The organism is Paenibacillus foliorum, assembly GCF_013141765.1.
Lineage (GTDB): Bacteria > Bacillota > Bacilli > Paenibacillales > NBRC-103111 > Paenibacillus_S > Paenibacillus_S foliorum.
The window spans coordinates 133,102-144,507 of record NZ_WHOD01000119.1; the positions used below are offsets into that span (position 1 = coordinate 133,102).

Annotated in this window: 14 protein-coding genes; 5 read left to right on the top strand and 9 right to left on the bottom strand. The window is 42.2% G+C overall.

From position 1 onward, the window contains the following. Window positions 1–128: 128 nt before the first annotated feature. Window positions 129–1,550: a dihydrolipoyl dehydrogenase gene (gene lpdA, locus GC093_RS31450; RefSeq protein WP_171655891.1), complete on the bottom strand. Its 1,422-nt coding sequence runs from the start codon at window positions 1,548–1,550 to the stop codon at window positions 129–131. Window positions 1,551–1,788: 238 nt separating this feature from the next. Between lpdA and GC093_RS31455 the strand changes: the two genes are divergently transcribed. Beyond that, the gene (locus GC093_RS31455; protein WP_171655892.1) at window positions 1,789–2,058 is read left to right on the top strand and encodes a DUF2627 domain-containing protein; all 270 of its coding nucleotides are present in this window, start codon (window positions 1,789–1,791) and stop codon (window positions 2,056–2,058) included. Window positions 2,059–2,236: 178 nt separating this feature from the next. Here the strand turns inward: GC093_RS31455 and GC093_RS31460 are convergent, their stop codons facing one another. From GC093_RS31460 to GC093_RS31475, 4 genes are all read right to left on the bottom strand, one after another. Next, window positions 2,237–3,190 (bottom strand): hypothetical protein, encoded by a 954-nt coding sequence (locus tag GC093_RS31460; RefSeq protein ID WP_171655893.1) that lies wholly within the window; start codon window positions 3,188–3,190, stop codon window positions 2,237–2,239. Then, complete coding sequence (locus GC093_RS31465) at window positions 3,139–3,843, bottom strand: glycosyltransferase family 2 protein (protein ID WP_246315730.1); 705 nt, start codon at window positions 3,841–3,843, stop codon at window positions 3,139–3,141. Before GC093_RS31465 ends, GC093_RS31460 begins: the two co-directional genes overlap by 52 nt. Before the next feature lie 81 nt (window positions 3,844–3,924). Beyond that, entirely contained in the window at window positions 3,925–4,959 is a 1,035-nt protein-coding gene (gene steA, locus GC093_RS31470; protein ID WP_171655894.1) for a putative cytokinetic ring protein SteA, read from the bottom strand. Between the two features lie 216 nt (window positions 4,960–5,175). After that, window positions 5,176–5,451, bottom strand: a complete 276-nt coding sequence (locus tag GC093_RS31475; protein WP_171655895.1) for a hypothetical protein — start codon at window positions 5,449–5,451, stop codon at window positions 5,176–5,178. A gap of 111 nt (window positions 5,452–5,562) precedes the next feature. Here GC093_RS31475 and GC093_RS31480 point away from each other — a divergent pair, with 111 nt between their 5' ends. From GC093_RS31480 to GC093_RS31495, 4 genes are all read left to right on the top strand, one after another. Next, complete coding sequence (locus GC093_RS31480) at window positions 5,563–5,859, top strand: hypothetical protein (RefSeq protein ID WP_171655896.1); 297 nt, start codon at window positions 5,563–5,565, stop codon at window positions 5,857–5,859. Between the two features lie 215 nt (window positions 5,860–6,074). Beyond that, complete coding sequence (locus GC093_RS31485; protein WP_171655953.1) at window positions 6,075–6,410, top strand: ArsR/SmtB family transcription factor; 336 nt, start codon at window positions 6,075–6,077, stop codon at window positions 6,408–6,410. A gap of 104 nt (window positions 6,411–6,514) precedes the next feature. Beyond that, window positions 6,515–6,892, top strand: coding sequence for a DoxX family protein (locus GC093_RS31490; protein WP_171655897.1), 378 nt, complete (start codon window positions 6,515–6,517; stop codon window positions 6,890–6,892). Between the two features lie 71 nt (window positions 6,893–6,963). Next, complete coding sequence (locus GC093_RS31495) at window positions 6,964–7,467, top strand: SRPBCC family protein (RefSeq protein WP_171655898.1); 504 nt, start codon at window positions 6,964–6,966, stop codon at window positions 7,465–7,467. A 189-nt stretch (window positions 7,468–7,656) separates the two neighbouring features. On the opposite strand, the gene GC093_RS31500 is transcribed toward GC093_RS31495, so the two are convergent. The 4 genes from GC093_RS31500 to spoIVB all read right to left on the bottom strand — a co-directional run bounded on the left by GC093_RS31500 (window position 7,657) and on the right by spoIVB (window position 11,336). Then, window positions 7,657–8,064 carry a DUF6843 domain-containing protein gene (locus GC093_RS31500; RefSeq protein WP_171655899.1) on the bottom strand — a complete coding sequence of 136 codons (408 nt, stop codon included), beginning with the start codon at window positions 8,062–8,064 and terminating at the stop codon, window positions 7,657–7,659. A 24-nt stretch (window positions 8,065–8,088) separates the two neighbouring features. After that, the gene (locus tag GC093_RS31505) at window positions 8,089–8,679 is read right to left on the bottom strand and encodes a hypothetical protein (protein WP_171655900.1); all 591 of its coding nucleotides are present in this window, start codon (window positions 8,677–8,679) and stop codon (window positions 8,089–8,091) included. A gap of 304 nt (window positions 8,680–8,983) precedes the next feature. Further along, complete coding sequence (gene spo0A / locus GC093_RS31510; protein WP_171655901.1) at window positions 8,984–9,790, bottom strand: sporulation transcription factor Spo0A; 807 nt, start codon at window positions 9,788–9,790, stop codon at window positions 8,984–8,986. A 208-nt stretch (window positions 9,791–9,998) separates the two neighbouring features. Beyond that, window positions 9,999–11,336, bottom strand: a complete 1,338-nt coding sequence (gene spoIVB, locus GC093_RS31515) for a SpoIVB peptidase (protein ID WP_171655902.1) — start codon at window positions 11,334–11,336, stop codon at window positions 9,999–10,001. Window positions 11,337–11,406: the final 70 nt, after the last annotated feature.

Sequence of the window (11,406 nt, forward strand, 5' to 3'; positions counted from 1 at the left end):
CCCTTCTAACTCCATAATTGTTACTAGGTACTAATACTTACCTCTATAAGTATATTATAAACCGTTTTAAAAATGAACACAATTTTTAAAACAAATAAATACCGCAATTGGCCCACTCTATGTATCAATTAAATCCCAATCGCGCGGCCATCCACGGCCAGCATCGCTTCACCCAATGCCTCAGAGAGCGTCGGATGTGGATGAATAGTTTGTCCGACCTCCCAAGGAGTTGCATCCAATACTTGGGCTAATGCGGCTTCGGAAATATAATCAGTTACATGAGCGCCGATCATATGAACACCAAGGATATCATTGGTTTTTTTATCAGCAATGACCTTAACAAAACCATCGGAATCGCCATTAACCAGAGCTTTTCCAAGCGCAGAAAAAGGAAACCGTCCGACCTTAACCTCATGTCCACGATCCAACGCTTGCTGCTGTGTCCACCCAATAGAGGCCGCTTCCGGACGTGTATATACGCAGCGCGGTACTTGATGCGCACCGAAGATATGAGGCTTCAGCCCGCTTGCATGCTCCACTGCAATTATCCCTTCATGACCAGCGACATGGGCAAGCTGCAGCCCTCCATTGACATCTCCAATAGCATATATGTGCGATTCTGTCGTTTGCATGAATTCATTAACGCGAATAGCACCGTTGTCGATCTTAATATCGGTGCCTTCCAATCCGATTCCTTCAACGTTAGCTTGACGTCCAACGCTTACCAACACCTTGTCCGCTTGAAGCTGCTGCTGCTCACCCTTGCGTTCAAACTTGACGGTTACTTGTCCTGCGTCAACCCTCGTATCTTCCGCTAAAACGCGGGCATCGGTCAGAACTTGAACGCCCCTCTTCTTAAGCACCCGCTCCATTTCTTTGGAAATGTCGGTATCCTCAGTAGGCAGTAATCTGGATGCATATTCAACAACCGTCACCTTAACCCCAAAGTCACTTAGCATGGAAGCCCACTCTACGCCAATGACGCCTCCACCAACTATGATTATCGAGGAGGGCAATGCCTCTAGCTCCAACGCTTCATCACTGCTAATAATGAAGCTTCCGTCAGTCTTTAGACCGGGCAGCTGCTTAGGCCTCGATCCAGTTGCTATGATCAGCTTCTCCGGTGTAAGTGTAATAATTTCTCCATCGTCTTGCTCCACGGAAACAACCCCGCTTCTCGGTGAAAAGATCGAAGGCCCAATTATACGGCCATTACCGTAAAACACTTGTATCTTATGCTTACTCATTAAGTATTGGACACCCTTATGCAGCTGTTCTACTATGCTGAGCTTGCGTGATTGTACTTTGGGAAAATTCAATTGTACGGAGGACGCTTCAATGCCATACTTATCGCTATCCAGCATAGTTGCATATACTTCTGCACTGCGCAGCAATGCCTTGCTAGGTATACAGCCGCGATGCAAGCATGTCCCTCCGAGCTTTTCTCGTTCCACGACGGCAACCGTTTTTCCTAATTGTGCGGCGCGGACGGCTGCTATATATCCTCCCGTTCCTCCTCCGAGGATTACGATGTCAAAAGCTTGCGTCATGTTTATTCAACCTCCTATGAGTTTTGCTTTAGCAAAACAAATCTTCCTAAGCATCTGCTTAATTTTATATAGTAAAAGTTACTACATAAGCAGTAGTTTAATCTATGATTCTCTTATTGTAACCCTATTTCATGTGATAAATATAGCACAATTTGCGAAAGATGAATGAAATATGGTCAATAATATGGTACTTTAAAACTTGTAGTTTTGCACTAAGCAGGAAGAAAAGGAGCTCGGCATGAAAGTTATGATTGCCCGTTTTATCGCTGTAATGATGCTAGTCATACCCGGAGTTATGGCTACCTATGGATTTTTAGCTATGAAAGATGCTTGGTTCGCCCAGTTCGGAGCAATTGAGGCGGAACCTCATATACAATGGGGAAAGCTGGTCATCGGACTGATCTTATTTTTGGCAGGAGTTTCCTACCTTGGAGGATGGATTTTTTTCCGTGACCGCAAGCGCAATTATGTCGCTCCCCGCTTCAAAGTAAAGCGTAAAAGACAATAAAAGCCTTCACCTGAGATGGTGCGGCTCCTATGTACTTCTTAGAAAAACTCCGATTTGGAGTTTTTCTTCGTTGATTTTATAGTATCAGCTGCTACTTCACTTCGCACTATGTTCGAGAAACTTATAGGATTCTTTAGTCTAAAAGCTAACCTACACATTGCGAAGTCGTTGTCTGCGATTAAACTCTACCGTGTCGACCTAAAAGGTCAAACCAATGAAGCAAACGATTGCGTTCTATAAGAGTACTCAGTGAAGATCGCCAAGTCAAAATATGCAAGAATACCATCAAAATCAGCCATACAGCCTGCATCATCCATCCGGCAGAAAGGATCACCCAGCAGCCACCTGCAAAGCCCAGTATATTGGCTCCCGTGTCGCCCAGCATCAGCTCCCCCCGCAAATCCGGGCCAAGCAGAAAGCAGGCACCAATCATCAAAGGAAGGATAAAGGGTAGAAGCCACAAGCTTGTAGCCAAGCTGTTTTCCATGACCGTACTAGGATATAACCAAATGCCAGAGGTCAGTAAAACAGCAGACAATGCAAAAAAACTTTTTAACGCTCGGCCCGGCCGTAAATCCAGTAGATTCATCCCATTTGTCATAAGCATTAGTAAAAGAGTGCAACAGACCCACTGTAAGAAGGATATCTCCGTTTGTTGGAGCACAAACACTGTTGCTGCTATTGCTGTTCCAGCAGCTTTTAACAGCCCTGTGCTGAGTAGCCTGCTTTCCTTCCACAGTCTCCAATGACCCGCAATCCCTTTTACTTCTTTCATTCCTGACGCATCGTCCATGAAGCCCAATAATGCTATTACACTGAGACTCATTGAATAAGTTATAAACAGGGAGAAGTGTTGACCTATAAAGGATCCTTCCTCCCCCCATAACCTGTCCAAAACCGATATGATTACCGTCTCCAGTAATATTAGGAGCCATAACAATAGCCCACATGCCGTTGGGATAGTTTCACCTCGATAATTCCTGTCTACTAATCCATGCGCCTCCATAAAGCTCGACATTAATGGTAACAAGGCCCGGCTAGCCAGCGCCAGTAGTCCACATTGAAGCAGCATGACTATTATCAGCATATCGGCTTTGTCCAGCGCGTCCACAGCGTTTCTCCGACAGCACATAGCTGTTTGCCTCGATGCAACCAGCCTTGCATATCCCGCCCTGTTTCCCTGTGTGCAAATGGAATCATCAGCTCCTGCACCCTATAACCTAACTTCACAGCATCTATGGTCAGACCAACCTCTACGCCAAAGCCACCGGATACTCGGCCAATACGTTCCATCACTTCCCTTTGTATAGCCCTTTGACCGGACAATGGCGCAGTTGTCTCGAATCCAGACAGGCGGTATACTCCATGTTTCGCCAGCATTTTCACAAAACCGAAGCCGCCTCGTTTTTTCGCTGCAGGTAGACGTGCAATAACCATGTCTGCTTGTTCCGCACTAATTGGCGCAATAAGCTCAGGGAACCATTGCGCTGTTGCTTCTAAGTCAGCATCTAGAAACACCAACACATTACCTCGCGATGCCCTACTTCCAGTATTCATTGCCGCCCCTTTACCGCGGCGAAAAGGGTGACGAACAATCTTATCCGCCCATGGGATAGCTCTAGAATAAGTTTCATCCGTACTTCCATCATCAACAACAATTAGCTCATAAGAGAAGCCATTTGTTTTATCAGCAGCAGACCTGTAGATGGCCTTCAAAGTTTCAGCTATATACATCTCTTCATTCCAAGCAGGGATTATTATGGATACATCCAGCATTGCCTTCATATTTGGAGCCCCTTTCCTATAAAACGACAAAAGCATCCAAAAATAGCGGAGCCAAAACAACGAATTTCTAAGCAGCCTGTATTAATTGTAATTTCCTTGCAGTTCCGTTAGCTTCCCTATTCCTTTGGCATCTGTCAGCTTATCCCCAACCTTCATTCTGACAAGAACAGTACTGCCCATTCCCTGTCTGCCCTTTTCCAAGAAATCATACATACTGCTATGCAATCCGACTGTCACAATCTGCTCGCACTGATTATCGTAGGATAGCAGCAAGGCCATATCTTCACTTGTTCCGTATGAAGCTAGCGTTACCGCTTGGAGACCCATTGCGCGCAGCCGTTCCAAACCAGGAGCTTGACCGTTTCGAAAGGCATGTACAATAAGCTCAGCACCACAATGCAAAGCTGAATCTGACACGCTATCCATATCCCCAATAATAATATCCGGAATATAACCTTGTTCCAACAGAGCGTCAGCTCCTCCATCAACACCGATAAGGACAGGACGTTTCTGTCTAATGTATCCTCGAAGTGCAGCTAAATCTTGTTTAAACTCACGTCCTCTTACAACAATAAGAACATGCTTGCCTTCGAGAACAGTACTCATTTCCGGACATTGCAACGGCTTAAGTACAACTTCTCGTTCAACCTGTGCATAGGTTAATGTGTTGTCAATAAACTCGCGCAATTGTTCATGCATAAGGTTTTTGGCAGATAAATTTAAATAAAGCCACTTTTCTTTTGTAAAAGGATTACAGGGAATAATAAGACCATCGTCCACTACGATTTCATCACTGTATATCATTAGCTCTTTCTGATTTAGAATCATAGGAAACCAAATAGGCTCTATCTCAACGATCGGGATACCGCTTTTCAACAATAGCATAGGTCCATGTCCGGGAGTTTTACCTGACATCGTTTGTCCAGCATTGACCACAGCCTTAACCTCAGCCTGAATTAGACCACTAGCAGCCAATTCATCCAAATCGTCATGGTGGATGACAGCAACGCTTCCTGGCGAAATATTTTGAAGCAGCCGTTTCGTTAACCGGTCTACTTGTGCCACCCCTCTGGTAACCATTGACTGCTGAAGTGAATGCCTTTTGCTTACTGCCATCGATCAGCACTTCGCTTTCTCCTGCCACTCCGCTTATGCAAAAGTAAGTACCGGCTGTCTATCCGATTCTGCATTTAAGGTACTGGCATTAATATGACTCCATTTCTATAATCTGTTTAAAACATCATTCTCATGCATGAATCAAAATTTACGAAATACAAAAAAACAAACCTCGGCTTGATCCACCTGGTTTGCTTTTACACATTGGTTATTTAATCAAAACTTTAAGCCTCCCTGATACCAGTTAGCATAATCTGAATCAGCCAATTCACCTACAAGGTAATCTTTTATTAATGCGCATTCATCAGGCTTGAAAGTATACTTGCAATCATTACCATTAAAATATAATTTAAGCTCCTGAACAGTTCCATCCTGCAATGTGTCCAATTGAATCACATAAAGCTCATCAGGCTCATCTGCAAAACGACAACCCACAATAATCGTCAAAAAACCACTCTGTAAAGATTCTAATTCATAATAGTCGAAAATCATAAATAAACCTCCATAATTTGTAAAATAAACCAGTTGATCAACAATATTCTACATTTTGTGCATTTTTTCTATGCTATAATTAGGTCAATCTTAGCGTAAGGGGTAGGGACAATGCAAAATATATGTCAAAAAATTGTTCGGGTTCAGAATGGTCTGATAACGGAAATTTATGATGGACTAATGTATCGTGACTTCACGGATAACGATGCCGCATTGAAGGAACTTCTAATGGATGACATTGGATCGGACTTTGATACCATGCTAAACACTTACGAGAAGCTTATTCATGATTTATCCGTTTTCTTCCCTCAGCTTCAAGGCTTTATTAATGAACACCTTCCTGAGGGCTGGTTAGATCGCGCTGAACAATGCTACTCGGACGTAAGTTCGCGTCCCTCACCCTTCTAGTTTAAGGTATTTGTTTTAAAGCAAATTAATAACATAGCCTTTCGCAGTACATAACTATTCACCTTATGATTAGGAAAGCCCGTTGGTTCATTGAGCCGACGGGCTTTCCTATTTGTTTTATAAAGACGTTACTTTTTACTACTTCATTGGGCAAATTAAAAAATCATTCGGAATATTCCTTGACAGGAATATTCCGAATAAAGTATATTGTGATCATGAACACCACTTTTAGCGCTCTTGCCGAGCCCAATCGATTACTCATAGTCGAACTCTTACGTAACGGTCCCCTTTCTGTAGGGGAAGTTGCCGAACAACTTGGCCTCAACCAACCCCAGACATCCAAGCATCTCCGAGTACTTTGTGATGCTGGACTCGTTGAGGTTCATGCAGTCGCTAATCGACGGATTTACAAATTGCGGCCCACCCCGTTCAAGGAGCTTGACACCTGGCTGGAGTCCTACCGACGTGTCTGGGACGAAAGATTCGATCGATTGGACGATTACTTGCTAGAGCTGCAAAGAAAGGAAGTGCCCCCCGACGACAAGCAGTAGCTCTAGCAAACTATTGGCGCATCTCTAAAAAGGCAGCTCAAGTAAACCGGTAATGAGTCATGTATCTGAGAATTTACTTACCCAAAGAAGGGAACGATACTTAAATGAAAAAAATAACAATTGGCTACTGGATCTGTACAGTACTGACGGTAGTATTAATGGGTGTGGGGGCTATTCCGGATTTATTGTCTGTTCCCGATGCAGTAACTTTATTTGCTCATTTAGGTTATCCCGCTTACCTGCTTCCTTTTCTGGGAGTTGCCAAAATATTAGGGATAGTAGCGATTCTTGTGCCAGGCTTTCCGAGAATTAAGGAGTGGGCTTATGCAGGTTTGGTTTTCGATTTGACGGGCGCAGCTTATTCGAGCTTGGCAGTGGGTGACCCTGCCATTGGATTAGTATTTTTCTTAATCGGATTCCTTGTGATATTTGGGTCTTACGTTTTATACCACAAAAGACTTAGAGCAGCATCATTAAGGTAGTACAAAATAACTTAACCATTATGGAGTTTCATTATTTATTTAAAAACAACCAAAATTAGGAGGAATTAAATATGTCCGCAACAAATCATGAAAATGAATTGGTTATAACACGCACCTTCAATGCTCCGCGTGATCTGGTATTCAAGGTGTGGACTGAGTCAGAACACTTAGCGAACTGGTGGGGACCCACAGGCTTCTCAATTAGTGTCTCAAAATTTGATATACGTCCTGGGGGAATTTTTCATTACTGCATGAAATCCTCTGATGGCCACGAAATGTGGGGCAAGTTTGTGTACCAAGAAATCATCTCGCCTGAAAAGCTCGTTTTCGTCAATTCCTTCTCCGATCCAGAAGGCAATACGGTCCGGGCACCTTTTAGCCAAGCGTTCCCTCTCGAAATCCAAAATGTCTTCACCTTTACGGAGGATGAAGGCAAGACAATATTAACGATGCGTGGAGGACCTATTAATGCTACGGAAGAGGAACTCCAATTCTTCTACTCCATGCACGGCTCTATGCAACAAGGATTTGCTGGAACCTTCGGCCAACTCGACGAATACCTTGCAAAGCTTTAAGCATTGTGTCTTTAACATAAAGCGTCGGGATGAATAATCCTGGCGTTTTTTATCATTCATAAAAATATAGAAACCCACAGCTTACTTTCGTCAGCTTTTATGGTTATACTTTTTTAATTTACTTGAACCATTATAGATAAAGGCTACAGCAGACCCTCTTTCACCATAAAAGTCAGTTTTTAAAGTCATTTATTTACCCCATAACATAAAATCTTGGCTACACCGGGTCTGGGTAATTTCTAATTCAACGTGTGGATATATTCTTCCATTCCCTTCTTGTGAAGAACCAGTCCCTAGTAAACTAATGCACTCCTTTTCCACTGGCTTTCTCTTTCCTTCTTTATCTACTAGATAATATTTATCTGTTACAGTTCCATATTCCATATTCACATTAGAAGTAGAAAAAGTACCATCATCTTTAACTGGGATAACGTCAAAATTGTTTTCTTTTATAAGTGCCGGGGCACCCTCTACATTATATGTAACCTTAATCCTGCCCTCATAGCCTTCTGGAATTAAGTAAATATCATTTGTTTGAGACTCACAACCAAAGAGGGGCAACAGCAGCAAACAAATAATTATTTTCTTTGGCCTCATTTCTAAACCACCTTATTTGTTTCATCAAGAGATTTTAATGAATTTCCTTGAGTACTTTAATCTCTCGTCTTTTGTAAAAAATTTATTAACAACTTTGTCTGTCCACACCACGTGGTCCATCGAAGCTAATTTAACGTTTAAATAGTCTTCTACAGTCGAGCGATCTGCATTAACAAAATACGTTTTATCTTGATAGGACAGACTCATAGAGACATTTTGCAGGTCAGGGAATTCCTTTAATAGTATTATTGGTTCTTCCATTAAGACTTTGTTTATTGCGTCATCTGTTGCCCAAAAATTATTGAAATCATCTTTGCTAAGCTTTGAGTCTATATTGGCTGTTTTAAAATTATCATAGGATTCGTAAAATTCAATGTGAGCTTCATTCGAATTAGCGATGACAGAACTCTTTATTAACACTGCACCTTGGATGTTCTTTACAAAAGCATTAAACTTTTCAGTATCTAGCGCTGCCTTAGTGACAGTCGTAGGAGAAGAACTTACTTGCGATTTAGCTTCAGAAACTTGAGTTTCAGGTTGGCGATCACCACACGCTGATACTACCAATACTGTAGCTAATATTGCCGTAAATCTCATGATCTTTGGTAGTTTCATTGTAACCTCCAAAATACCCCATAGCAAAGAATCTTGGCTTCGTTTGGGTAACCTCGTATCAATCTATTACATAGTTCTTAATTTGGAGCCTCATTGGAGGCTTGTTCCTTTTTCTACATTCCCTAGACTCAATAATAACTATCTAAGGACCCCTACAAACATAAACACCCAATAAATCCTAAGATTTATCGGGTGAGATGGGAAAATTTAATCGGCGGTTCACAAATGTTTATTGGCTTTCATTAATTATTAGGAAGTAGTTTCCAACCTCCGAAATCCCTTACACACAAGGCTCCTAACCCTTTCAACTAACCTTATGCTCGATTCTCAGCTTATCCGCCACCATCGCAATAAACTCGCTATTGGTAGGCTTAGCTTTCGATATATTAATCGTGTAGCCGAACAGGTGCGAGATGCTGTCGATGTTGCCGCGCGTCCAAGCGACTTCAATCGCATGACGGATAGCACGTTCTACGCGGCTCGGGGTTGTTTTGTATTTTTCGGCAATTGCCGGATATAATGTTTTTGTAATTGCACCCAGAATTTCGATATTGTTATAAACCATTGTAATAGCCTCACGTAAATACTGATAGCCTTTGATATGCGCTGGCACTCCTATTTCGTGAATGATCGTCGTAATATTCGCATCCAGGTTTTTACCCTTTGGCATTTGGACAATATTTGCTCTCATGCTGCTGGAAGACGTAGACATGATTGAATTACTTTGATTGCTAGTAACTAGCTGACGAATTCGATTTGTTAAAATCTCCATATCAAACGGTTTTAAAATATAGTAGGAAGCACCCAGCTGAACTGCTTTTTGTGTAATATTCTCTTGGCCGAAGGCAGTTAACATAATTATCTTTGGTTGAGGATTAAGGTCCATTTCACGAAGCCTCTCCAACACACCCAAGCCATCCAAATGAGGCATGATGATATCAAGAATCAAAACATCTGGCACACGGTTACTTTGTTCAATCAATCGTAGAACGTCGTTACCGTTATATGCAACACCAGCTACATGCATATCCTCTTGTTCATCGATAAATTCAGATAGAAGGTTTGTAAATTCACGGTTGTCATCGGCTAATAAAACTTCAATCATTTGCAACGGTTTTTCCTCCTTCAAATGGCGACAAAATTATGTTTACATGATTTTCCTAATGTATACTTTCGACAGGCTAAATAAAAATCCTTCTGTCGAAAATTATTTTTCTGGATTTTTTTTCATTTTTATTTTATAATGATAATTTTACATCAAGGATATACATTATTCGACAAATGCAGTGATAAACTAACAAACAAAAAGCTGAGGGCAATTAACTTGCCTTCAGCTCTGTTATTGTTGTTGGCGCCGGTCTAAGCATAATCCCCGCATCCTGAAGCATCCACTCAATAAAACAACCATAACCGCTTGAAGGATCGTTCACGAATACATGCGTCACTGCGCCAATTACTTTTCCATTTTGGATAATCGGACTTCCACTCATCCCTTGAACGATACCACCTGTTTTATCAATCAGACGAGGATCTGTAATCTTAATTACCATCCCTTTAGTTGCAGGGAAATCTTGTTTGGCCACATGGATAACTTCAATATCGAATTTCTCGACCTTCTGACCATTCACAACCGTGTATATTTGAGCTGGTCCTTCCTTTACTTCTTCAGCAAATGCAACAGGAAGCGCTTCTTTAGTCAGTCCATGATCAGGCAGTTCAGCCATTTTACCAAAAATTCCGAATGATGTGTTTTTCTCAATATTTCCAAGAACCTTGCTTTCCTTTGAAAATTGAGCTCTTTTCTCCCCCGGTTCCCCATTCTGGCTTTTCGAGATTGAAGTCACATTAGAATGCACGATTTCTCCTGAACCGACTGTAATCGGAGTCTGTGTATCCATATCCGTTATAACGTGTCCTAGGGCCCCATACACGCCTTGATCTGGCGCATAAAAGGTTAATGTACCTACACCAGCAGCCGAGTCGCGAATATACAAGCCTAGACGGTAGGTCTTGTCCGCAACATCATAGGAAGGCTGAACTTGAAGCTCAATGGTTTCATTATTTCGAGTTATTGTTAGCGTCAGCGGTTTTTTATTTTCTCCTGCCGCGGCAACAAGCTCAGAAACTTTTGACACATCAGTCAATGGCTTCCCATTTATTTTCACAATCAAATCGCCTAGCTGAATTTTGGCATCCTCGCCTGGAGAGATTTTCTTATCATCTGCAATCGTTACTAAATGATGACCGACAACTAGAACGCCTGCAGACTTCAATTTAACACCAATTGTATGCCCTCCAGGAATAACTTTAAGATCGGGGACAACATTAACCTTAACTGTTTTGAGGGGAATTTTGCCAAAAAGCTTAAGTTTCATTTCAGCTTGACCTGCTTTGTAGGATTCCAAAGAAATTGGATTATGGAGATCTACTTGAAATGAGTGCTTGGTTGAACCATTAACCTTGACTATTTCCGGATTATTCACTGTAACCTGTGCACTGACGGGCATTGTCAGCTGGAGACTTGCTTGTTGGCCAGTGAAAAGCCGGAGCTCCTCGGGAAACGAGGCGAAACTCTGGAAAGGTGTGGATAGGCTCCCCAGACAAACGAAGAAGACGAGCAGCAAGCCAATCAATTTCTTTTTTTGGTTGGAACTCATGGTGTCACGCTCCCTTGCTTCCTCTGCTACAGCGGCAAATTCTCACCGCCGTTTTGCGTACCCTTAAGGT

Bases quoted from the DNA above. Each gene is read 5' to 3' on its own strand.
- GC093_RS31490 (WP_171655897.1), top strand. From the start codon at position 6,515: ATGAAAAAAATAACAATTGGCTACTGGATCTGTACAGTACTGACGGTA.
- GC093_RS31455 (WP_171655892.1), top strand. From the start codon at position 1,789: ATGAAAGTTATGATTGCCCGTTTTATCGCTGTAATGATGCTAGTCATA.
- GC093_RS31505 (WP_171655900.1), bottom strand. From the start codon at position 8,679: ATGAAACTACCAAAGATCATGAGATTTACGGCAATATTAGCTACAGTA.
- GC093_RS31465 (WP_246315730.1), bottom strand. From the start codon at position 3,843: ATGAAGGCAATGCTGGATGTATCCATAATAATCCCTGCTTGGAATGAA.
- GC093_RS31500 (WP_171655899.1), bottom strand. From the start codon at position 8,064: ATGAGGCCAAAGAAAATAATTATTTGTTTGCTGCTGTTGCCCCTCTTT.
- spoIVB (WP_171655902.1), bottom strand. From the start codon at position 11,336: ATGAGTTCCAACCAAAAAAAGAAATTGATTGGCTTGCTGCTCGTCTTC.
- lpdA (WP_171655891.1), bottom strand. From the start codon at position 1,550: ATGACGCAAGCTTTTGACATCGTAATCCTCGGAGGAGGAACGGGAGGA.
- GC093_RS31480 (WP_171655896.1), top strand. From the start codon at position 5,563: ATGCAAAATATATGTCAAAAAATTGTTCGGGTTCAGAATGGTCTGATA.
- GC093_RS31485 (WP_171655953.1), top strand. From the start codon at position 6,075: ATGAACACCACTTTTAGCGCTCTTGCCGAGCCCAATCGATTACTCATA.
- steA (WP_171655894.1), bottom strand. From the start codon at position 4,959: ATGGCAGTAAGCAAAAGGCATTCACTTCAGCAGTCAATGGTTACCAGA.
- GC093_RS31495 (WP_171655898.1), top strand. From the start codon at position 6,964: ATGTCCGCAACAAATCATGAAAATGAATTGGTTATAACACGCACCTTC.
- GC093_RS31460 (WP_171655893.1), bottom strand. From the start codon at position 3,190: ATGTGCTGTCGGAGAAACGCTGTGGACGCGCTGGACAAAGCCGATATG.
- GC093_RS31475 (WP_171655895.1), bottom strand. From the start codon at position 5,451: ATGATTTTCGACTATTATGAATTAGAATCTTTACAGAGTGGTTTTTTG.